This is a genomic window from Lewinella sp. (genome assembly GCF_050633125.1).
In the GTDB taxonomy this organism is placed as follows: Bacteria; Bacteroidota; Bacteroidia; order Chitinophagales; family Saprospiraceae; genus Lewinella.
Window position 1 is genome coordinate 14,299 of record NZ_JBOEFX010000090.1, and the last position, 18,849, is coordinate 33,147.

28 protein-coding genes and 1 pseudogene are annotated in these 18,849 nt (G+C 43.4%); 2 read left to right on the forward strand and 27 right to left on the reverse strand.

Translation table 11 applies throughout. The annotated features are described in order from the left end of the window. From ACRBG0_RS19210 to ACRBG0_RS19270, 13 genes and pseudogenes are all read right to left on the reverse strand, one after another. Positions 1–605 (reverse strand): annotated as a pseudogene (locus ACRBG0_RS19210) (hypothetical protein); the annotation flags it as partial. 65 nt (positions 606–670) lie between these two features. Beyond that, on the reverse strand, positions 671–943 hold the full coding sequence (locus ACRBG0_RS19215; RefSeq protein ID WP_431488480.1) for a hypothetical protein: 273 nt from the start codon (positions 941–943) through the stop codon (positions 671–673). 124 nt (positions 944–1,067) lie between these two features. Next, positions 1,068–1,310 carry a hypothetical protein gene (locus ACRBG0_RS19220; RefSeq protein ID WP_431488481.1) on the reverse strand — a complete coding sequence of 81 codons (243 nt, stop codon included), beginning with the start codon at positions 1,308–1,310 and terminating at the stop codon, positions 1,068–1,070. Further along, positions 1,307–1,789, reverse strand: a complete 483-nt coding sequence (locus tag ACRBG0_RS19225) for an NUMOD4 domain-containing protein (RefSeq protein WP_431488482.1) — start codon at positions 1,787–1,789, stop codon at positions 1,307–1,309. Before ACRBG0_RS19225 ends, ACRBG0_RS19220 begins: the two co-directional genes overlap by 4 nt. Continuing rightward, positions 1,776–2,183, reverse strand: coding sequence for a hypothetical protein (locus ACRBG0_RS19230; protein ID WP_431488483.1), 408 nt, complete (start codon positions 2,181–2,183; stop codon positions 1,776–1,778). Before ACRBG0_RS19230 ends, ACRBG0_RS19225 begins: the two co-directional genes overlap by 14 nt. Positions 2,184–2,281: 98 nt before the next feature. Further along, a complete protein-coding gene (locus tag ACRBG0_RS19235; protein ID WP_431488484.1) occupies positions 2,282–2,470 on the reverse strand; it encodes a hypothetical protein in 189 nt (62 codons plus the stop codon). Further along, positions 2,460–2,783, reverse strand: a complete 324-nt coding sequence (locus ACRBG0_RS19240; protein WP_431488485.1) for a hypothetical protein — start codon at positions 2,781–2,783, stop codon at positions 2,460–2,462. The genes ACRBG0_RS19235 and ACRBG0_RS19240 overlap by 11 nt, the downstream gene beginning before the upstream one ends. Beyond that, positions 2,776–3,201: a hypothetical protein gene (locus tag ACRBG0_RS19245; RefSeq protein ID WP_431488486.1), complete on the reverse strand. Its 426-nt coding sequence runs from the start codon at positions 3,199–3,201 to the stop codon at positions 2,776–2,778. The genes ACRBG0_RS19240 and ACRBG0_RS19245 overlap by 8 nt, the downstream gene beginning before the upstream one ends. A 168-nt stretch (positions 3,202–3,369) precedes the next feature. After that, positions 3,370–3,705, reverse strand: coding sequence for a hypothetical protein (locus ACRBG0_RS19250; protein ID WP_431488487.1), 336 nt, complete (start codon positions 3,703–3,705; stop codon positions 3,370–3,372). 155 nt (positions 3,706–3,860) lie between these two features. After that, complete coding sequence (locus ACRBG0_RS19255) at positions 3,861–4,340, reverse strand: hypothetical protein (protein WP_431488488.1); 480 nt, start codon at positions 4,338–4,340, stop codon at positions 3,861–3,863. A gap of 516 nt (positions 4,341–4,856) precedes the next feature. Then, the gene (locus tag ACRBG0_RS19260) at positions 4,857–5,099 is read right to left on the reverse strand and encodes a hypothetical protein (protein ID WP_431488489.1); all 243 of its coding nucleotides are present in this window, start codon (positions 5,097–5,099) and stop codon (positions 4,857–4,859) included. A 52-nt stretch (positions 5,100–5,151) separates the two neighbouring features. Further along, entirely contained in the window at positions 5,152–5,436 is a 285-nt protein-coding gene (locus ACRBG0_RS19265; RefSeq protein ID WP_431488490.1) for a hypothetical protein, read from the reverse strand. Then, a complete protein-coding gene (locus tag ACRBG0_RS19270) occupies positions 5,433–5,819 on the reverse strand; it encodes a hypothetical protein (RefSeq protein ID WP_431488491.1) in 387 nt (128 codons plus the stop codon). Before ACRBG0_RS19270 ends, ACRBG0_RS19265 begins: the two co-directional genes overlap by 4 nt. A 118-nt stretch (positions 5,820–5,937) precedes the next feature. On the opposite strand from ACRBG0_RS19270, the gene ACRBG0_RS19275 reads away from it, so the two are divergent. Together ACRBG0_RS19275 and ACRBG0_RS19280 are read left to right on the forward strand one after the other, a co-directional pair. Further along, positions 5,938–6,654 (forward strand): LexA family transcriptional regulator, encoded by a 717-nt coding sequence (locus tag ACRBG0_RS19275; protein WP_431488492.1) that lies wholly within the window; start codon positions 5,938–5,940, stop codon positions 6,652–6,654. A 316-nt stretch (positions 6,655–6,970) separates the two neighbouring features. Then, positions 6,971–7,489 carry a hypothetical protein gene (locus ACRBG0_RS19280; protein WP_431488493.1) on the forward strand — a complete coding sequence of 173 codons (519 nt, stop codon included), beginning with the start codon at positions 6,971–6,973 and terminating at the stop codon, positions 7,487–7,489. Here the strand turns inward: ACRBG0_RS19280 and ACRBG0_RS19285 are convergent. The 14 genes from ACRBG0_RS19285 to ACRBG0_RS19350 all read right to left on the reverse strand — a co-directional run bounded on the left by ACRBG0_RS19285 (position 7,482) and on the right by ACRBG0_RS19350 (position 18,823). After that, on the reverse strand, positions 7,482–8,642 hold the full coding sequence (locus tag ACRBG0_RS19285) for a tyrosine-type recombinase/integrase (protein ID WP_431488494.1): 1,161 nt from the start codon (positions 8,640–8,642) through the stop codon (positions 7,482–7,484). The two genes, ACRBG0_RS19280 and ACRBG0_RS19285, sit on opposite strands and share 8 nt — an antisense overlap. 316 nt (positions 8,643–8,958) lie before the next feature. Beyond that, the gene (locus ACRBG0_RS19290) at positions 8,959–9,258 is read right to left on the reverse strand and encodes an HNH endonuclease (protein WP_431488495.1); all 300 of its coding nucleotides are present in this window, start codon (positions 9,256–9,258) and stop codon (positions 8,959–8,961) included. Continuing rightward, positions 9,258–9,425 (reverse strand): hypothetical protein, encoded by a 168-nt coding sequence (locus ACRBG0_RS19295; RefSeq protein WP_431488496.1) that lies wholly within the window; start codon positions 9,423–9,425, stop codon positions 9,258–9,260. Before ACRBG0_RS19295 ends, ACRBG0_RS19290 begins: the two co-directional genes overlap by 1 nt. Further along, a complete protein-coding gene (locus tag ACRBG0_RS19300) occupies positions 9,422–10,144 on the reverse strand; it encodes a metallophosphoesterase (protein ID WP_431488497.1) in 723 nt (240 codons plus the stop codon). Before ACRBG0_RS19300 ends, ACRBG0_RS19295 begins: the two co-directional genes overlap by 4 nt. A gap of 616 nt (positions 10,145–10,760) precedes the next feature. Then, positions 10,761–11,213: a DUF5675 family protein gene (locus ACRBG0_RS19305; RefSeq protein ID WP_431488498.1), complete on the reverse strand. Its 453-nt coding sequence runs from the start codon at positions 11,211–11,213 to the stop codon at positions 10,761–10,763. Then, on the reverse strand, positions 11,210–11,512 hold the full coding sequence (locus tag ACRBG0_RS19310) for a hypothetical protein (protein ID WP_431488499.1): 303 nt from the start codon (positions 11,510–11,512) through the stop codon (positions 11,210–11,212). The genes ACRBG0_RS19305 and ACRBG0_RS19310 overlap by 4 nt, the downstream gene beginning before the upstream one ends. Continuing rightward, on the reverse strand, positions 11,502–11,873 hold the full coding sequence (locus ACRBG0_RS19315) for a PAS domain-containing protein (protein WP_431488500.1): 372 nt from the start codon (positions 11,871–11,873) through the stop codon (positions 11,502–11,504). Before ACRBG0_RS19315 ends, ACRBG0_RS19310 begins: the two co-directional genes overlap by 11 nt. Next, entirely contained in the window at positions 11,873–12,691 is an 819-nt protein-coding gene (locus ACRBG0_RS19320; RefSeq protein ID WP_431488501.1) for a hypothetical protein, read from the reverse strand. The genes ACRBG0_RS19315 and ACRBG0_RS19320 overlap by 1 nt, the downstream gene beginning before the upstream one ends. After that, the gene (locus ACRBG0_RS19325; RefSeq protein ID WP_431488502.1) at positions 12,692–15,511 is read right to left on the reverse strand and encodes a hypothetical protein; all 2,820 of its coding nucleotides are present in this window, start codon (positions 15,509–15,511) and stop codon (positions 12,692–12,694) included. Between the two features lies 1 nt (position 15,512). Next, entirely contained in the window at positions 15,513–17,186 is a 1,674-nt protein-coding gene (locus ACRBG0_RS19330) for a hypothetical protein (RefSeq protein ID WP_431488503.1), read from the reverse strand. After that, positions 17,173–17,679 carry a hypothetical protein gene (locus ACRBG0_RS19335; protein WP_431488504.1) on the reverse strand — a complete coding sequence of 169 codons (507 nt, stop codon included), beginning with the start codon at positions 17,677–17,679 and terminating at the stop codon, positions 17,173–17,175. The genes ACRBG0_RS19330 and ACRBG0_RS19335 overlap by 14 nt, the downstream gene beginning before the upstream one ends. Next, on the reverse strand, positions 17,666–17,959 hold the full coding sequence (locus tag ACRBG0_RS19340; protein WP_431488505.1) for a hypothetical protein: 294 nt from the start codon (positions 17,957–17,959) through the stop codon (positions 17,666–17,668). Before ACRBG0_RS19340 ends, ACRBG0_RS19335 begins: the two co-directional genes overlap by 14 nt. A 104-nt stretch (positions 17,960–18,063) precedes the next feature. Continuing rightward, on the reverse strand, positions 18,064–18,393 hold the full coding sequence (locus tag ACRBG0_RS19345) for a hypothetical protein (protein ID WP_431488506.1): 330 nt from the start codon (positions 18,391–18,393) through the stop codon (positions 18,064–18,066). Positions 18,394–18,412: 19 nt separating this feature from the next. After that, the gene (locus tag ACRBG0_RS19350; RefSeq protein WP_431488507.1) at positions 18,413–18,823 is read right to left on the reverse strand and encodes a phage tail tube protein; all 411 of its coding nucleotides are present in this window, start codon (positions 18,821–18,823) and stop codon (positions 18,413–18,415) included. Positions 18,824–18,849: the final 26 nt, after the last annotated feature.

An 18,849-nucleotide genomic window follows, 5' to 3' on the forward strand; every position in this document is an offset into this window, starting at 1 on the left:
TCAGTAGTTTTTGTAATTGGGATCAGATTTAGCGAGTTCGCTGTTTGCAAATTCTGCTGCTCCGTTTTTACTACTTCCATTGTTGCCTTGTTTTAGTTCGAAAAATCCTTTCCAGCCATTCGCTATACTTTGATGAATGATCTTGATGGCGGTGGCCTCATCTGTGGCTAGAGTGTTTAGCGCTGTGAGTGCTGCTTGCTCTGTAGAATCTCCTTTATAAGTGAAACTCCATTGTGTCCTTTTGTATTCTTTCCACGCATCCCAGGCGCTTGCAAATTCTTTAGTGGGCCAAGGGAGTATTATATTACTTTCCTTCGCGCTCTTTTTGCTAGGCGTTCGCTTAGCGCTCGCTTGCGGTTTGTTTCTTTTCGCTCCGTTCCGGCTGTTGATCTTGCTTCGTTCGCTTCTCTCGGCTAACTGCTCATCTAAGAAGTGAATGACTACCTTTTCGTCTTGTATGCTTAACATCTCTTCTTTTATCAGCTCATCTAGCGCTCCGCTATCAAACTTGGCCAGAAACTTCTCTTGCATATCGCCAAGCCGCGCCCAATACAGGCAGCACACATCTATAAACAAACCTTTAGCGGCATTAGAACAGAGGCTAANNGGCTAATAGTTCCATCTCTCCACTCGGAGGGTTCAAACTTGAAATAGGGTAGCTCTTTTGCCATTATTTCACGCTTTGGGTTAGTTGCTTCTTAGCTGTCTCAGATACTGGCCGCACTAGCACTACCTGGCCGTGATTGTCTAGGTAATACTCCGCGCCGTTGGTGCTTAGTGTCTGCTTGGTTTCGATCTTGTAGCGCTTGGTGAAGCCATCCCAATGGATACACTCTACAGGGCGCTCCGGCTCGTAGGTACTGAAGAGGTACACGATTGTGCATATCACCATCACGTACATGGTGATTTTTAGAATTTCGGCTGTTAGAGCTAGTTTTTTCATCGGATTAGCCATGCTATAAAGAGGTAAAGGATAACTCCTATAAGTATCCCTATAAGGAAACTCACAACGGGCTTTGTTTGTCGCCATAGTCCTTTGAGGCGTTGGGTTCTGTATTGTTCGTCTGTCATAGTTCCTTTAATATTCGTTCTCGTTCTTGTATGGCTCTATTCGCTTCGGCTTCATCTTCAGGTGATAACTTGCCGCTGTGGTCGGGCTCGTGCTTCACTATGTAGTGGATGACGTACTCGGTGTAATGCTCGTTTCCGGCTACTTTCTGCCCTTGCTCTTCTATCTTGTGCTCTTTAGCCCATCTAGCGGATACCCACCAGGCGAGCTTGTCTGTAAGTGGTGATAGTGATAGTTTCATGTGCTAAAAATTCTGTAAACAGTTCTCTCTGAAATATTCATAAGTTCCATTATGTAGTTTATTGGAACATCATCTCTCAACCTCTTCACAATTCTCTTTTGAATTGAGTTACATTTAAATTTGCGATGCGCGTACCTCTTATTGGCGTGAATTACATTTTCTTGTACAGTAACCCATTCTAGGTTACTTACATGGTTATTCCATTTATTAAAGTCGCGATGGTTAACTGTACTTTTCTGTGCCGGATTAGGAATAAACGCTTCCGCAACTAGTCTATGAATCCTATGCGTTTTTCTATCCAACGAAACAGTTAAGTAATGATTAATGGATCCTCCAGGCCGTAACAACCTACCGCGGTGCTTCCTTTTATAGCCGGAATAATGACCAATTAACCTATCCAAACTCTTTACTTGTCCATCACTACTCACTTGATACTTACCCTCATATCCTTTTACATCCTTCCAATCACAACTCATCATAATATTTTTTAAAATCCTCTCTCAATTCATCGTTTTTAATAGACTGAAATCGCTTCGCGAAAGTCTCTTTGTCGTGAGCTAAAACAAACCTTAATCTTCTAGCTGCATTCTTAGCATACGACCACATGCCTGATTTGAAATTTTCCCAAACATTATGGCAAGTGCGGCACGAATACGACCAGTTACGAGGGTCCCACGCTAGTTCTGCTTTGTCTAGCTCCTTGCATCGTTTCACGCTAATAGTGTGGTCATGGTCTACGGGTGGCACTTTGCCGCAGCACTCACAGATGTAGCGCGGCATGTCTTGGTCTGCTATGCGGTACGCTTCGCGCACATTGCGGTCCAGCGTTTGCTGGGTGAGCTTGTAACCTGTAGAGGTTCGGTAGTAGTTCATTTTCTTCTGTTGCGGTTTGGGAATATCACCGAGTAAAGCCAGCTACCTACTAGGATGATGAGGATAGAAGCGAGTATTGTTGCAAATGTTTTCATGGGTTAATATTTAATTCCTCTGCGTTTTATTTTTCTAAATACAAATTCGTTGCTCTTTTCGTACTCCTTCACGCGCCCTTCTGTGCCTAGTAGTGCGATAGTGTAAGCCTCGTTAGGCTGTCGCTTGCTTGCGACCGTCACCGTCATATCTAAGGCTCGCCACTCATCCCACCTTTCCGCTTCACTTTTCATTTATCTGCACGCTATCTATCAGACTGGATACCTCGCTGGCTTTGGGAATGAACCTACTCACGGCGCTGCTTGGTATAAGGGTCTTTTTCATTTGTGCCTTGAGGTCTTTTTCGTATTGACCGCTTGTATAGTAGGCGGCTTTGGTGTTCAATATGTTGTAGCGCGAAAGGATGTTGTCTATCTTCTCATCCTTGCTACTCACCAGCTTATTCAAGCGGTTGATATTTGTTTGTCTCTTGTGCGCTTCCCTCCTGTAGTGTGCGGCGAGTTCTTCGGCCTTTGTTAGACGGTCTTTTAGTTCTTGCTTATTCATTTTCCAATTCGTTTTCTAGTTGTAACCAGTTGTCTTCGTCAGGTAGTGGTAGGTAGATCCCAAGTGTTTCGCTGCTCCAATGTCTGAGAGTGTCTACCACTTCGGTCATTTGCTTGCTGTCCAGGTCGGCAGAACTTTTCAGAAAAAGATTCTCAACGCCTTCTTTGTCTAGTGATGGCTTTCTGTAGATAAACATCTCATTGCACACCGTCCGCTTTACTATGGTTTTGATTTCTGAAAGCGTGTACCCTGTTTCTTTTGACAACACCCCTAGTAGTAGATGAAAATATCTATTCTGCTGGCTGCTGCGCTTCGGGTCTATTAGCCGCATCTCGAAAGGCTTATCTCCGGCATTCAGTCGTGAAAAATACACTACTGATTTTCGGCGATCATCGGGTCGTGTAGGGTTGTACTTCATTGCTGAAAATAGTCTTTTAGTGTATCAGGACGATAGCCGCACGAAAGAAGCAATCCTTCTATTAAATTCATCATTTCATCAATAGTCAGATCGGAAGATGGAGCTTCTACGGTGTGTCGCTTGCCGTGCTGAGTGATTGATATTTCAGTTGCTTCAGGGTTCATTTTCTTAACTGTTCCTTAGTTCGTATTCTCTATCTTTCTTGGCCTTGTATGCCTTCACGCTTTTACTATTCAGCTCCTTCCACTCAGGGTCATCAGGGTAGGCTTCATTCTTAATACCTACCCTGTGCAAATGCTCGTAGTGCTCACCTTCCTTCAGTTGGTTGGTAGCCACCAGCGCCGTGAAGCGCTCAAGTGTCAACCGTACATCTATCTCTTTTTGTAAAACCTCAAAATCCTCCCCCTCTATTAGCTCACGAGAGAATGAGTTTCTAAATTCACGAAACCTCAACCGCACATCTATGTAGTGCGTGTCGTCAGGTAGTTCTAAATCTCTTCCCATGACAGGCTAGCGAAGAACCCCAACCACCCCGCTATGACGTTGTGGCTGTCTATCGAATCGTCCTGATAGTACAGGCAGGGCAAGGCGTGAAACGTGCCATCGAATTGCCCCGCTTGTATTACTATCATGGTATTGTTAATGAAGAAAGTCACGCTTTAAAGTGGATGTGTTTCGAATGGATCTCCACCGCTAAACAGCGCTTCTAAGTTTACAGGCTGCTCGGCTACTTTCTGCTGAGCGTCCGGCGCTAGCTGTCCTTTGTTGGGTGATGGCTGTATAGAGTAGCTAGTGTCATCTTTAGTAGAGCCTTTGCGCACTACTGTGATGTCATACTCCAGTGGGCTTCCCCAGTCGGGATTGTCAGCAAGCATCTTTAACTCATCCTGAATGCCCTGTTGTGTCACCTCCCATAGCTGCACGCCTTCGGTAGTGTAGTTATACACAGCCATTGCCCAAAAGTGACGGGAATTGTTCACGCGCTCTTTGTAGCGGCCTTTCAGTTCGTTGTTTTCCCATAGCACCCATCCGAGCGCGGGGCTTTTCAGAATCCTGACTCTATGAGAGCCTTCTTTTGGTCTGAAATACTGGCCTCCATTGCCTTGTGGTACGGAGTAATCTTGTGGTAAAAAACTCATTTATTATACTTTTTTGGTTGTAATACTTTCTTAAAATCGGCCTCATCCATAAATGTCATAGATTGAGTTTGTCCTTCTCCTGGTATCTCGTAGAGAGGTAGTAGCCCTCGCTTGCACAAGTCCACCGCCTGTTGGCGTGTGATGGGCGCTTGGTTCTTTTTCTTGTCGCTGTGTAGTCTGTAGATCATGTGGAAGAAACTTTTATTTTCGCCCTACTCTCCGCCACTTGTAGCAGCGAGCGGATAGCCACGCCATTGCTGTGATTGAGCTTGCGCTTGCCCGTAATTACTGAGTACACCGTATGCTCCGAAATGTCCGCCAGCTTAGCGGCTTCCGCTCTGTCGTCTGAGCCGCAATGCTTCTTTATTTTGTCTTGCATCTTTTCGGGTAGTAGATACCCGTAGTGCTCGTCTGTTAGTTTTATATTCATCTTGTCTTTATTCGTTTTGGTGAAACATCCCCACCCGAAGCGAGCGGGGCTGAGTTTGAAATAATTATGCTTAACCGTGTCACAACTTATTTTCTCTCAAGGATTAATAACATCCTTTTTTGATTTTCTATCTTTCTATCCCTTGACTTAATCATAGCTTTGAGTTCATTAATAATATTATCATGCTTAACTCTAGGAATGGAATCCTTTTTCATCTCATTAATTAGATGCTGATACGCTTTTATGTCTTTAAGAAGTCCTAGATTATGCTTACATAAAAGCTCTATTTTCTTCTCCCTTGGCAGTGTAAAATTCTCCTCCTTAATCATAAAATTGTCTTAAAAAAACGGGGGCGAGTGATAAGCCTCGCACCCCGCCAACCTACCCTACTAAAATCTTGTATGTGCTCTCGCTCCGGCCATAGCTGCCGATCTGTCGGCGCTCCATCTGCTGGATCTGACCGTCACGCTTCAGATTATGTAATGCGCGGCGAATGCTAGTGATAGGCCAATGACCAAACCGCTCACTTACATTAGTAGCACCCACCGCGCAACCCATCGCCCTCATCCATCTAAGTATTTCCGCTTCTTGGCTCTTAGCCTTTGCTGAATACTCTAAGCACAGTTGCGTGCTCTCATTTGTGGTATTGTGATAGCTATTTTTCATCTTACTTCAATGTTTTCAAGTATTGATTTTTCTATTTTGCTCTCGTGGTGGTCGCGCATGGTCAGCGCTTCGCCTTCACCGTCTACTACTGCCAAATGCTCTAAATTGTACTTAACCTCTTCCACCTCGTACTCCTCAAATGGACTCTCGTATGTAGCGCAGTTGGATGATCGGTAGCGCACCGTGTAGCAGAGCATGTACACCAGCCGATAGCCTTCCATACATCCGCTTAGTGGCATCTCCACGTTCTCCGTGCCGCTATCGCTCAGTTCTATCGCTCCGTAATCCTCTACATCTAGTAGTATCTGCTTAACCTCAAACGCCCTCAATACACCCGCCTCAGTTGGTTTTTTTTCGCTCACTTTCGTTTTTGGTTCGATCATTGTTGTGTATTATTACAATACAAGTTTAGCACTAACTACTCTCAAATGAAAGTATTAGTATCAAATAATAGTATTAATAGTGTTATTTAGAATGATTCTAAATAAAAACCTTGTTTAAATGACTTTTAAGAAGAATTTTAATGAAATAATAAACGAGAAAGGCTTGAGTGCCTACCGTATTTGGAAAGATACGGGCATCACTCAGTCCACAATAGGTAGATACTTAAAGGGCGAGACAGTTCCTTCACGTCCTATTTTAAAGCAATTAGCGTTTTATTTAGGAGTATCGCCAAACTGGTTAGATGATTCACAAACAGAAGAAAATCAGGTAAGCGAGCCACCACCGTTAAAATATGGTAAAGACAATGCCGCACACCTCATTAGCACAACAAATACTATTCTAGCGCCGTTAGTACATCGCCACGCACAAGCTGGCTACCTCACAAGCTATGAAAATACTGACTACATGGAATCCTTACCAAAAGAAGTTTTTAGTGTAGATCATAATGGGAAAGGCAACTATGTATGCTTCGAAATTAGAGGTGATAGCATGGATGACGGATCTTCCAACGGATACCGAAGCGGAGATATAGCCCTTTGCAGAGAGGTTCAGCGCCAGCATTGGCAAGACAAACTACACATCACTCAGTGGGATTTCGTTTTAGTCACCCGCACAGAGGGCATAGTGCTCAAGCGAATAACAAACCAGGACAATCAAGCCGGCACTCTAACCCTTCACTCGCTCAATAGCCTGTACGAAGATTACAACATAGAGATGAACGAAGTAGCGCAATTATTCAATGTCATTCAAACCAAAAGAGAGAGAAGAAGGTGACTTAAAACCAAACCATGTCAAAATGAAATTACAAGGCGCTCTAAGCGTCTTTTTTATTTAAAATGAGTATAGATACCACTAATATGGTTTGAGTCGGTTATGTGGCTTTAAAAAGGCATTGAGCGGAATTATAGCGCTAGACCACCTACTGAGTTTTTATTATTTCAATAAAAATGAAAACACAAACCGCCCCTTTTCTCTTCTTCTCTCTTCTTCTCTATATTGGCTGCACTTTTGCTTTCAAGTCGTTAGCGAATTGAAAGCGACTTGCTAGCGATTTGCTTCATTTCGCTTTTTAAAGACTATCTTTATAGATATGAAAACGATACTTGCGATAATTATATTAGGTCTCGGAATCTGCGCTCACGGGCAGGAATGCGATAATATTATAGAAGTTATAGATGAGTTCAGTGGAGAAACTTTCTATAAAACCAACCCACAAACCATCCACTATCCCAACCTCGATGACCACCTTAATTATTACATTTTAAAGGATGAAAAGTTCGCTTTCATGGCATTAACAGCTGGGACGGTTAACACGGATTGTCTCACCGAAAGAAGTAAGATTATTTTCAAAAATGCACAAGGTGAATTTTTAGAAGTACCTCACTCATCGAGAGGGATTGAATGCGGACGGACCCATAGTTTTAGTATTAGATTGACGGATGAAGTGATGGACTTTTTGAGTGATTCGGAGTTAGATATGATTCGCTTATTCTTCAGCGATAGCACTAAAGATTATAAACTAACGGACTTTCTGAAACGCGTGATTTATGGAGTGAAAAAGATAAATCCAAAAGTCCAACTTCGACAAACAATAGCCTGTATCAAATAGCTACATTCATTTTCTCAGCTATTGCCTTAATGCCTAGTTCTCCAGCGTAGTTCTTTCTGATAATTATTGCACTCGTGCCAGTTATCACCTCTATCTCATCGGGTGTAAGTCCCATCTGAATAGCATAAGTAACGAAGGTTTTTTTAGCTGCCTTTGTACTTATCACATCACAAAGCCTTTGCACCTTGCCTCGGCACTCCACGCTTCTATTCAGCCCAGCCGCTTCACATACGATTTTTAATTGTCGGTTATAAGCCGGATCAGTCAGAAAAGGCATTTGGTAATCATACTTCTCTAGCAGATTTATTGCTACATCATTCAAAGGAATAGTTACTGGTTTCTCAGTTTTCTTTTGGGCTGGCACAGTAAGCACCCTACCGTTTACCCACCCTTTAGTGATCCGCGTGAAGTCACTAACTCTCAAGCCGAGATTACAATGGAGCACAAATAAATCCCTCGTACGCTTCTGCCAATCCTCCAGGTCGTCAAACTCCGCAAACGCCTTCACCTCATCCTGCGATAGATACACTTTATCTATCGGTGATTTTATTCTACCGTAGTACCTGAAGTAAGGATTGACATTGTAACCCCTAACCACTAGCTTATTACAAACCGCCTTTAGATTCTTGATGCACGTATCCTGATAGATCAAAGAATATCCCTCATCATTCAACCACCTCACAAACCGATCATAGAAGGCTTGGTCTAAATGCATCAGCCGAACATCCTTAAAGTGAGCAATGATTTTATGAAAGGATCTATAACCCTTCTTAGTGCTCTCCTTTACCTGTAAGATTTCTATAATATCACCAACCGCATCATAAAGAGTCTCCCCTTTCGTCTTACCAAGATAAGCGGCCTTTACATCGCTCACCTCTAAACTACCGCCAGCTTCGGCCACTTCCACCGCCTTCTCTACTAGTCCAATATTTTCAATTAATCTTTTTCTTAGTGAAGTATAGCCTGGCTTTGAATGTTTGAAGGGATCCGTTTTATCAATTTGTCTTCGGCCTTTCCTTAAAACAAAATTATATTCACTCTCAAGAGCACTAATTCCTGTAGAGAAAGTAACATGCTTACCCTCATGATTATATTTAATGTAGAGCAGCCGTTCTCCTATCCCTCTCTGAATGGTTAAGCTAATTGTAGCCATGTATTAGTTGGTCACGTTAAAGGTCACGTTAATATAATGTAAATACGTGACTATACGTGACTAAGCATAAAAAAACCCCGTTTAAATGACTTAAACGAGGTTTTAGTGATCCGCCCAGGGTAATATTAAGAGGTTTAACAGATTGATATTTAGATACATAGTAAATAGTGGTCACGTTAATACTCACGTTATAGCGGTATAACTATAAATATAGTTACCCCCCACTCCTCGAAAAAGGTGACGCGAAAAAAAGAAGTCGGGGGATGGGTTTCGAGCGCATTGATTTTATAAGAATAATACCCGCCCCTCCCGTCTGTTAAGAAATATTCTTTCTTTCATAACTACTCTTACTATCATGGTGCGGCTTACATAGTAGCTCTAGGTTATCCATTGAATCCTTACCACCTCGCTCTCTTGGCTTGATGTGGTCTACTACTCCATGATTCTTACCACGAGCTAGCGGCATGAGTCTGCCTTCTCGCTCACATTGTTTACACATACCTTCATCTCTTAGCCATACCTGATCACGTAAGCGCTTCCATTCTCTTGTTTGGTAATACTTGTTATTACCTCTATGGCTGTTGCTGTTTGGTCTCGTTTTCTTTGGTACGTTCATCAGCTACCACAACCAATACACTCTATATCTTCATTCCTTTTAGGTGTGATGTATCCGAGCCTTACGCCTAGCTTGTAGAAGTGCTCTTGCTCGTCCGGCGTTCTGTTCTTCTTCTCAAGGATTTCATATTCTACTTCCCATCGTTCCATTATCTTCTCTACACTCATAGATCCATCATTACATTTATAGCTTGCTTGCCGTTGATTATAACACCGCAACCGATAGCGGGCTTCTTGAATTGTTTAGCGTATGCCATAGCGTATGACTTAGCGTCAATACCGCATCCTACTTGCATACCAAATATTTTATAGTTCTTTCCTACCCAATACTCTGTATAAGCTTGAGTGTGTAGATGGCCTTGTACTGTGCTGACTAGATCACCTTTAGCTCTTGTCCTAGCTGTGCCACCTTCACCGTGTATGTATTGAACACCGTCTATAGTTAGCTCTTCGTGCATCTTCCATTTAGGAACTTCTAGCACTTGATTGTAGTCTCTCACCCATCTGCGGCTAATAGCGGCGGTCATCGCCTTTCGCCCTATGATTCTATCATGATTGCCTATTATCCAATCAGCGTTAGGAAAGGCTTTATACCATGCTTTGAGTTTGAAAATAGCTAGGTCTAGCTCATCACCACCGCTGAAGCCATCAGGGTCAGCTTCATGGTAACTAGAGTAGTGATTATCTACACAGTCACCAATGAACACCACTCTATTGCATTTGTATTTCAAGTACGTGCTTATACAGAAGTCTAGGTAACCATCTAAGCAGAACGGCTCGTGTAGATCGCCTATACACAGCACTCTAGTGTCTTGCTGTTCAGCGTTGTACTCTTGGCGCATGCGCTGAACCATAATAAACTCCTCCTCCGTTATTCTTGGCCTCATAGTATTAATGCTATCACTAGCGCTATTGTGAGTAATTTTAAGAGCAGTTTTAGCGCCTTTTCCATACAATGGATAGTAGCACTAGAACTATCAAGAAAAGCCACCATAAGCGCTTAATCTGTTGCCATATCGAAGGCTTTACTATTACGGTGTTCGTCTTGGTGATTGTGTTGGTTATCACCTCTTGATCAGGACAGTCTACCTCTATTTGTACTGTGTCCGTTTTGGTGTTCCATCGGTATCTTATTTGGATACTGTCGCCGTTGTTGTCTCGCTGAATGTATTGTATTAGCGTGTCACGCTGCTGGATAAATGCTGTGTCTACCTTTAAGGTTTCAAGTCTTAAAGTGTCTCGCTTCGTTACTGTGGTGCTGTCAAATAATGAGGGATCTTTTTTTATAGCCTTCCTTAGATGCCAGCTGCCGGAGCAACTACTTATTAAGAGAAGAAGGATTATTATCCTTAACATCTTTGATATAGAAAAATATTAGTGCTGTGCTCATTCCTGCTAGTCCTTCAGTCAGGCTTACTCTGCCTGTCCATATCAGCGCAAGACAGAAAAGGATAACTCCTATACCTATTGCGCTTGTCTTCCAGTTCTTAAATATTCGGTCTATCATTCTGATTCTATTATTAAATTAATTTCCTCGCCGCTATCTAGCGCCGCTTGCATTCTCTTATAGATTCGTTTGTAGGCTTGCGTGCTTTTGTATTGCACACTTGAGTAGTCCTTTGGATCATTCACAGCTTGGTCTGCTACTAATAAACACCCGTCTGTGTTCTTCTCGTAGTTACCTACGTGTATGTAAATGCCTGTGAAATTTGGAACGCTTTTGATATGTAAGTGCTTCCCAAACCAATCATACTTCTCTTGGTATTTTCGGGTGAGTGGCGTAAGTGATTCCTGGTAAGCTACTTTGTAATTTCCTTCAGGTATGCGGGTTTCGCCTCTTACCTTCACCTCTCTTCGCTCATCCTCTAGTGTGTAGCATTCAAACTTACCATTAATGAATAGTAAGCCGCTGGTGCTGTTCTTGTCGTGGTTGTATCGTAATACTTTTACGTTCATGGTTTCATTAGTTTGAGTATCAATTCAGTAATACTATCAAGCTTGGTTTCTAACTTCTTCTCTAACTTCTCTATCTCCCTTGCGGTCTTTGAATCAAGACCATTTAACCGCTCTTTAATGTTTTGTAGGTCAGCTTTCACCTTATCAATCTCACCTACTACAGATTGTATTTTTAGGTCTTGGTCAGCGTCTTTGGAACCTGAATCCTTAGCGTCTTTTATGAAAGTGCGTATAGCGTGTATTATCCCTAATAAGGCTGGTATGGCTACTACTATCAACCACGATATATCAATTTTCATCTCTCAGTCTCATTAGTTCCTTCATTACATAGTTTCTCTCTGTAACCTCATCACACGCTCCTATCAGACATCTATCACCGTCATGCTCAAACATACTACCCCAAGCATGAACTAAAGCCTCTTCACCGTCCGGCTTCACTACTCTGTAGGTGCAATCGTATTGGATCACACCTCCATCTATGGTTTTATAAACTTCCTCAGTAACTCTCTCTAAGTCTTCAGGATGGATTAGCCTTGTGAACATCTCTATATTTCCTTTGATTGGCTCTGAGCCTGTGCCGAAGATTTGACACATCTTAGCATCCCATTGAAGGATGTCTTTATCTACATTGTAATCCCAAATACCTACTAGTCTATTCATCACCCTTCGTAGGTTATTGTGATCCAACCTCTATTGTATGATGTAGAATCGAAGTTTGTGTTATCGAAAGATCCGCTACCCTTCCTTACAACATCTATCGTGGTAGACCCTGACGCGTTCCAATCTTGCTCAAAGGCAACATCGTTTGTGCTCGCTTGGTATCCTATAGCATAATATTGTGTGTCAGAATCATCTCGAATAATCCCTTGCAATCCTCTAATTTTCCCCTCAGTCACGCCATGCGTAACCGAAACACTTGCGCTACTATCCATATTCCAGTCACCTATATCTATCACCTTCGTGTATATCTTGGTATCACTTCCCGTGTTGCCACCGTTTTGCACTAAACCGTATTCTTCCGCGAAATCATCTATTGCTATTTGTCTTATCTTCTGTGAGTCAGCGTTAATAACTATTACATAGTCTAAATTCTTATCGGGACCTGTGACTGCTCCTAGTCCATCGAATTGTAAATCTTCTAATAGAATCTTCTTAGTAACTCCTCCGGAAATCACAGCTAGATAACCATCGCTAGCTGTATGGCTTGTTGTTGATGTTAAAGAGTTGATATAATACTGCATTAACACCTTCCTATCAACTCCAGCGCTAGCATCGAACACCCTGAAGTAATCAGACGCAGCATCTAGTGTTGTTTCCGCTGTTAAGTCTCCCGTATCTCCCGCGATAGTAGCTATAGACTCAGAAACATTTAAAAGCAATGTCCTTATTTCCGCAGCGGTATTCTCTCCACCGTCTGTTATAGCTGCATTTACTGCTGCCTGAAATGCCGCTAATGATTGTACTACTCCTAATCCCATTTATTTAAAATCTGCTGGTTTAAAATCGTCCTGGTCAAAATCAAAATACTCAGGCGTGTCGTCACTCGAAATCTCCACACACTCCCCTTGAAAATCCATTTCTTTGTAATTCATATCAATAGAGGATAGCATCATCACTCTATTATCGTCACCCGTATCATACAATACACTAAGTGGTGTTATCTCTGCATCTGAATAGAAATTGCCCGATATTCTTTGCCGTGCTACTCCGTACTTTTTCGCTAGGTATTTACCTAAATGCTCCTGTATTTTCGCTTCGCCTCCGCTGTTGTATTCCCATGCGTTGGTTTCTGATCCATCCGCTAACCGCAAGAAGTTGTTATAGATGAATTGATCTGAATGTATCACCCCTGATAGATCGAAGTGGAATAGGTCTATATCTAAATCCACCTTATTGTTTTTGTTTGCCACGTAGGTGAACACCTCCTCTTTAGGTGGCTCTTGTCCGTTTGGTAATATGCTAAACTCCGGCGCTGTTATTAGCGTCTTAGTATAAGCCCCGTAAAGGCTATCCGTAGAGTAAGCCCCGTAATCATAAGACCATTGCCCCACTCGCTCCCACCGCTTGCTGTTAGTGCTAGCGTGGTGGTCTGTGGGTTTAATGTTCTTAATATCAGAAGATCCCGTGTCTGTGTCGTACCGCAGCTCATAGTAGTGAAAATCTTTATCACCGTTATCTACCGTCCCCACTCGTCCAATCAATCGAGCACCTAGATTTAAAGAGGTGGTAGTAAGTGCTTCAATATCTGTTATCAGTCCCGAAGCGCTAGCGTTTTGAAGGTCAGATTCGTAGATACTCCCAGCGTACAAAGTCAGCTCATAGCTGTATTCAGAATTAGAAGCACCGTATAGCGGAAACTCATACTCTATAGTTTCAGCGTTCCCTAACTGATCCATAAGGAACTGATTCTCTACCGCTGTGGTGCGCCAAACACCTGAAGTATCTACATATTTAGTCCCTACCTTCAGCGACCATTTAAGAGGAAAGTATGGCCCTTTTAGTTGTTGTTCAGGGTCGTCTTTTAACGGTTTGAATACCCAGCATTTTGCCGTGTATTTAAGTTTAAAACTATCACTCTCCGTTCCCTCTAAAAGTCCCGTCTTCACTATCTTGGTATCACTATCACTATTGGCACTTCCGAGCGTCCAGCCATCCGGCCCTAGTCCGCTTGTAGCAAATCCTGAAACCGCGCCTCTACTCCAACCATCAAAGCCATCCGTTAACAATCCTTTGCCTTTGAGGTTATAAGCTAGCTTTAGATTTATGTTTCTATAGATAGGCTCATAAGTGAGTGATTGGCTACCCTTCCACCTATACATGTCAGAACTGCCAGCACTCTTAAAACTAACTCGCGGTGTATAGCTGCCCGTTCCGTCCTGTGTGAGTGAGCTATCATATTGAATGTAGTTGACGGTGGCCGCTTCCATCTCTTCCTTTCGGACGATATACCAGTAACCCTCCCAATTCAGTAACACCGCGCCGTATGGCTCTAAGATGTTCTTCACCACCTCTTCACAGTTCATGCCCTCATCTCCTTTGTAGTAGCAAGAGGTGTCTACGAAGGTTTGATCTAGCGGTGTGGTATTACTAGTGGCTTGGTCATCCTCGAATAGATGGCACGCTATTCTATACCCTTGGTTTTGGTTGAGTTTCTTTAGGCAAAAATCAATGATCGTTAACTGGCTCAATACACCCGTAACAGGCTCTGCTTTCTTTTGACTTAGTAGATCCTCTTGCTCCACCTCTCGCTCAAAACGGTATTCACTCAATCGGCCTAGCCTATCATGAGCAACCAGCTTAGTAATTACTGGAGGTTGGAAGAAATCTTCCTCATAGTCCTGCGGACTAATAAAACCCTCCCACTTCAGTTGATACCCTGAGTCCTCGCGGTAGAATTTCACCTTATATTTCTCGTCATCGGCTGTAGCGAAAAACTTAAATTGCCTGAATGTCTCAGATACCAGCTCTAAGGTCGCTGTGGTCTTTAGTAGGATAATTTCATGCAGCTCTGTGCTAATAGCTGACGTACTGAGCGTGAACGGATTTGCACCCATCTTTGTGAGTGTAGTAGGTGAACCTGAAGCTCTGCCGCGCTCTAGTATTTCTACCTTGTATTGCTGCCCGTTATTGTCTTGAAAAATGAAATCGTACAGCTCACCATAGCCTTCTTGCCCTGAGTCCGTCAAGGTCTGTACGGTTACGTCCGTTTCTCGTGTATAGCCTAGCGTGTCGGTGAATGTTATAGGGTAATCACCAGGATACAAGCCCGTGAAAGTAGTAGTGTAATCCCAATAGCCGTACTGATAACCACTAACCGCCGTACTCACAGCTTTAGTCACTCCGTTCAGCTGTGCTGTGAAAGGGTTATTCGTTCCTTTAGCGTAAACGGTCACTACTCCATCACCGCTATTAGCGTCTGTTGCTTGTGTGGTAGTTGTCGCGAATCCCTCTAGGTCGTTGACTCCACCCGATACATTCTCGCGGCTTTTCTTCTCGAAATATGGGAACTCATTTTGATGCTCGAAATAGTAGACTAGCGCCGCATCATCGCTCACAAATTCTACATTCTCATTTGTAATATATCTATAGAATAAAGCAAAGCCCTCAAAGATTGCAGGAGGCCACATACTATCCTGCGGTGAGGTGATGGTGCTCCCATTCTTTTGCACCTCATACATAGCGGGGAAAGTGCCGTTTCTTTGGTCATAATCAAAGAACACCTCGATAACATCACCCGCCACCCAACTATTGAAAGATCCTGTTACTGTTACACTCCCTATTTTATAAAGTAGCGCCATTCTATAGAGCTTGGTTTCTGTTATTTGTTCGCATCACCCCTACCAAATCTTTGCCTTTAGCTACTAGCGTGATCGTGCTTGGTATCGAGAAACTTTGACTAGAAAGACCGCTTGAGTATCCATTAGCTCCACCTCCTCCAGCGCTTCCTACATTTGAGGCCATCCGGCCAGCCGCGCCCTTGAATAATGAGCCTAAAGCGATGGCCGCAATACCCGCCGCTATCTTAGCGCCTGGAGGTGCACTGGCAAATGCCTTTAGCATTACACCCATAGAAACCAGTGCCTTACCCATATCCACAAGTCCTTCGCCTATAATGCCCATTAACCCCGAAAAGACATTTTTTAAATTCCCGCTTGCTATCATCTCCACGGTGCTGCTAATAGCGTTCGCTACTGCTCCGTCTACTATACTATTCAATACAGCCACTTGGTTTTGCATATCCATTTCAAGCTGACTCATTTGCCCCTTGAAAGCACGCCTGTATTCATTCCAACCTTCCGTGTCTATCTGCGGTGCTGGCATCACAAACCCACCTAGTAAGTTTGATTGACCTTTAGCAGCCACATTATCAATAGGCGCTAGGAAGCTCTTTTTAGTTTGTCCAAACTCGTCTATCTTCTTCTTTAGCGAGTCTATCCGTCTATCATAGTCGGCTATTTCACTATCAGCAGCATCTAGCTTTTGATCGTTGAGGTTCTTTAGTTGGTCATTGAGATAGCGTAGGGTCTCCGCTGATTTCCTAGTGAGCGGGGGTAGCTTCATTAGGTTCTGAGCGAAAGGCCCCATCTGTGCATTTACGTCACTAGTCTCTTTAGTAACAGCGCCTAAAAACGCCCCTAAAAAACCAAGAGTTTTACTAGCTCCGCTAAGATTCTTTAGTACTCCTCCCGATGTTCGAACCAAATCTTTAAATGAGGAATCGCCATTAAAAAGACCAAGTAGTGTAGTGGTGTGGTCTAAGGATCTATTTAATACTCCACTCTCATTTGTTACCGTTCCAAGAGTTACTTTGAAGTTTTCCCATGTAGCATCTAATCTTTGCACTTTAGTAGATGCATTCTCTGAGAAATCCGCCATATCTTGGAGATTCTCTTCAGCAATCTTCCCAACCGCGTCAGCGACTAACCCAACATCAGCCGCCGCTATACTCACCCCGCCTAGTTTCTCTTTTAGGGCTACTGCCGAGATACCAAGATTGTCAAGAATGAGAGGGGACTTTCTACCAATACCCGTTACAATAGAATCTACTAAGTAATCAACGCTTTGGCCTGTCTGCTGAGCTCTTAGTGTGGCAAACTCCATGAGCTTTGGTAGGGCTTGCAAGGAGATACCGAAATTAGCCGCTTGCGTGGTTCGCTTCATTAGCTCTAGCTCGCTAACCGTGCCGCCTGTAGCCTCCCGCATTTCCTCTAATACCTTGGCGCTATCCTTCAGGCGATCAAAGGCCGCTTTCACGCCTTTAGCCTCTCCAGCTAGTTTACTTATCTCTAGCCCGAAAGAAGCCACCGTGCCAATAGCGAAAGCGCCGACCATTTGCTTACCAATCCCGCTAAGTATATTGGATGATTGCTGTTTGTATCTTGATAGATGCCCTTTGGCTTTATCAAGGTCACGCTTCAATCTATCCTTTTCGGCCTGAAGCCTAAATACTACCGCCGTGCTATCTCTTCCCATACCGCCTCATCGTTTTCGCTACTGCTTTCTTCATCTCACCTTCTAGCCCGTTTCTAAACTTTAGCAAGGTTATGTGTCGCCTTCTATCCGCTGCGTCTGCTATGAAGTTGCCAAACCCCTTAAAGTATCCTTTACCTCTCCTATTCCTTGTCAGGTAAGAACCCGCACTAAACAGCTTCGCCGCTCCTGCTAGATTCCATTCCTTGCGCCCCATATTTATACTTGGACCTTTCACGGCCACTCTAGCGCCTGGCGCTTTCCTACTATTAATCGCTAAAGTCTTAATACCTCTAGCGATATACCGAACCTTTGAAATTCCTTTTTTATTAGTGTTTCTAGCGTTCTTTAGAAAGGTGGTTTTAGCTTCCTTAGCTATTGGTTTCAGCGCCTTCTTAGCTGAGTTTTTGACGGTAGTGGTTCTAATAGCATTAGGAAGATTTTCTAACACTCTTATAGCTTCATCCACCCCTACCACGTACTCATTTCTTGCCACTCCTCCGCTCTATTATCAAGTCTATCTGTGTGTCCGTCATTGGAATACCAGCCTTTCGGTAGTGCTCCACTAACTCCTCACGGCTCAGCACTTTCTTAGTGCCTTTACTTCGGGCTGCTATCTCTTCAGCGCTCGGCCTGTCTATAGGTAGGGTTATGCTCTTAAACCCCTTCGTTAGCTTCTTGCTTCCCTGCATTGCTACTACTGCGTAATAGCTCTGCACCCGTATCATCTCCCATTGCTCCTCCTTATCCTTTCTGTATCCGGCATACGCCTTCATCAGCACTTCTATTGGATAAGTATTCCATTGGTCTAAAGACCACCCCAAAACGCCAAAGGCTATCGCTTCTAAATCATCCCACCAACCTGATAGCTCTTTGGCGGTTACTTTGGGGCTTTCTCTTCCGTTTCTTTTTGCTCACCCATCATTAGGGATTGAGCCTTTTTGAAATCAACTAAATACGGCAGTCTTTCTCTTGACGGTATAGGCTTGAAAAGGTCGCTTATCATGCGCTTGGCTAGCGGCTGTGATTTACGAGCACTCACTAGCCCCTCGTGTAGTAGATCCAACGACACATCTATCATCTGATCTACATTAATATCCTCCGAGTCTCCCTGAAGGTCTAAGAGGTATTGCGTCTGCCGCTTTGCTACAGCAGCAGACACAAAAAACTCATATTTTCGATTACCTACATCTATCGTTTCTGTGTTCATAATGGTGGGATTAATAAGATTATGCTACAGCTCCGATTGCTAGCGCTCCTGTTCCGTCTCCTTGGATAGATACCGAGTTAGCCGCGCCCATTGATCCGCTCATGTCGAACGTGTTCAAAAGCGCGTTACCTCCAAACGTAACATCTCCACTCACTCCTGTGGTAGATAGAAAGGCGATGGTAGTCCCCGCTATAATATCAGCAGCGGCTTCATCTCCCCCCTCTGTTGCATCTCCAGCATAGTGCGCCGTACATGAAAAGTTCCAGCTCTTCATCCCTGCTATTAACTCCTTCCATCCTGAGCTATCGTAGCTAGAGACATCTATATTCTCACCATTGATACTAAAACTCCAATCAGTAATATGATCGAACTGCACAGTATCTATAGTGATGTACCTTTTATCGTGTACTTGTATTCCTGTTGTTGGCATTATTTTTTACTTTTTTTGTCCTTTAA

What these genes read in the sequence shown, in the direction of transcription:
- ACRBG0_RS19215 (WP_431488480.1), bottom strand. Translation starts at nt 943, where the DNA reads ATGAAAAAACTAGCTCTAACAGCCGAAATTCTAAAAATCACCATGTAC.
- ACRBG0_RS19220 (WP_431488481.1), bottom strand. Translation starts at nt 1,310, where the DNA reads ATGAAACTATCACTATCACCACTTACAGACAAGCTCGCCTGGTGGGTA.
- ACRBG0_RS19225 (WP_431488482.1), bottom strand. Translation starts at nt 1,789, where the DNA reads ATGATGAGTTGTGATTGGAAGGATGTAAAAGGATATGAGGGTAAGTAT.
- ACRBG0_RS19230 (WP_431488483.1), bottom strand. Translation starts at nt 2,183, where the DNA reads ATGAACTACTACCGAACCTCTACAGGTTACAAGCTCACCCAGCAAACG.
- ACRBG0_RS19235 (WP_431488484.1), bottom strand. Translation starts at nt 2,470, where the DNA reads ATGAAAAGTGAAGCGGAAAGGTGGGATGAGTGGCGAGCCTTAGATATG.
- ACRBG0_RS19240 (WP_431488485.1), bottom strand. Translation starts at nt 2,783, where the DNA reads ATGAATAAGCAAGAACTAAAAGACCGTCTAACAAAGGCCGAAGAACTC.
- ACRBG0_RS19245 (WP_431488486.1), bottom strand. Translation starts at nt 3,201, where the DNA reads ATGAAGTACAACCCTACACGACCCGATGATCGCCGAAAATCAGTAGTG.
- ACRBG0_RS19250 (WP_431488487.1), bottom strand. Translation starts at nt 3,705, where the DNA reads ATGGGAAGAGATTTAGAACTACCTGACGACACGCACTACATAGATGTG.
- ACRBG0_RS19255 (WP_431488488.1), bottom strand. Translation starts at nt 4,340, where the DNA reads ATGAGTTTTTTACCACAAGATTACTCCGTACCACAAGGCAATGGAGGC.
- ACRBG0_RS19260 (WP_431488489.1), bottom strand. Translation starts at nt 5,099, where the DNA reads ATGATTAAGGAGGAGAATTTTACACTGCCAAGGGAGAAGAAAATAGAG.
- ACRBG0_RS19265 (WP_431488490.1), bottom strand. Translation starts at nt 5,436, where the DNA reads ATGAAAAATAGCTATCACAATACCACAAATGAGAGCACGCAACTGTGC.
- ACRBG0_RS19270 (WP_431488491.1), bottom strand. Translation starts at nt 5,819, where the DNA reads ATGATCGAACCAAAAACGAAAGTGAGCGAAAAAAAACCAACTGAGGCG.
- ACRBG0_RS19275 (WP_431488492.1), top strand. Translation starts at nt 5,938, where the DNA reads ATGACTTTTAAGAAGAATTTTAATGAAATAATAAACGAGAAAGGCTTG.
- ACRBG0_RS19280 (WP_431488493.1), top strand. Translation starts at nt 6,971, where the DNA reads ATGAAAACGATACTTGCGATAATTATATTAGGTCTCGGAATCTGCGCT.
- ACRBG0_RS19285 (WP_431488494.1), bottom strand. Translation starts at nt 8,642, where the DNA reads ATGGCTACAATTAGCTTAACCATTCAGAGAGGGATAGGAGAACGGCTG.
- ACRBG0_RS19290 (WP_431488495.1), bottom strand. Translation starts at nt 9,258, where the DNA reads ATGAACGTACCAAAGAAAACGAGACCAAACAGCAACAGCCATAGAGGT.
- ACRBG0_RS19295 (WP_431488496.1), bottom strand. Translation starts at nt 9,425, where the DNA reads ATGAGTGTAGAGAAGATAATGGAACGATGGGAAGTAGAATATGAAATC.
- ACRBG0_RS19300 (WP_431488497.1), bottom strand. Translation starts at nt 10,144, where the DNA reads ATGAGGCCAAGAATAACGGAGGAGGAGTTTATTATGGTTCAGCGCATG.
- ACRBG0_RS19305 (WP_431488498.1), bottom strand. Translation starts at nt 11,213, where the DNA reads ATGAACGTAAAAGTATTACGATACAACCACGACAAGAACAGCACCAGC.
- ACRBG0_RS19310 (WP_431488499.1), bottom strand. Translation starts at nt 11,512, where the DNA reads ATGAAAATTGATATATCGTGGTTGATAGTAGTAGCCATACCAGCCTTA.
- ACRBG0_RS19315 (WP_431488500.1), bottom strand. Translation starts at nt 11,873, where the DNA reads ATGAATAGACTAGTAGGTATTTGGGATTACAATGTAGATAAAGACATC.
- ACRBG0_RS19320 (WP_431488501.1), bottom strand. Translation starts at nt 12,691, where the DNA reads ATGGGATTAGGAGTAGTACAATCATTAGCGGCATTTCAGGCAGCAGTA.
- ACRBG0_RS19325 (WP_431488502.1), bottom strand. Translation starts at nt 15,511, where the DNA reads ATGGCGCTACTTTATAAAATAGGGAGTGTAACAGTAACAGGATCTTTC.
- ACRBG0_RS19330 (WP_431488503.1), bottom strand. Translation starts at nt 17,186, where the DNA reads ATGGGAAGAGATAGCACGGCGGTAGTATTTAGGCTTCAGGCCGAAAAG.
- ACRBG0_RS19340 (WP_431488505.1), bottom strand. Translation starts at nt 17,959, where the DNA reads ATGAAGGCGTATGCCGGATACAGAAAGGATAAGGAGGAGCAATGGGAG.
- ACRBG0_RS19345 (WP_431488506.1), bottom strand. Translation starts at nt 18,393, where the DNA reads ATGAACACAGAAACGATAGATGTAGGTAATCGAAAATATGAGTTTTTT.
- ACRBG0_RS19350 (WP_431488507.1), bottom strand. Translation starts at nt 18,823, where the DNA reads ATGCCAACAACAGGAATACAAGTACACGATAAAAGGTACATCACTATA.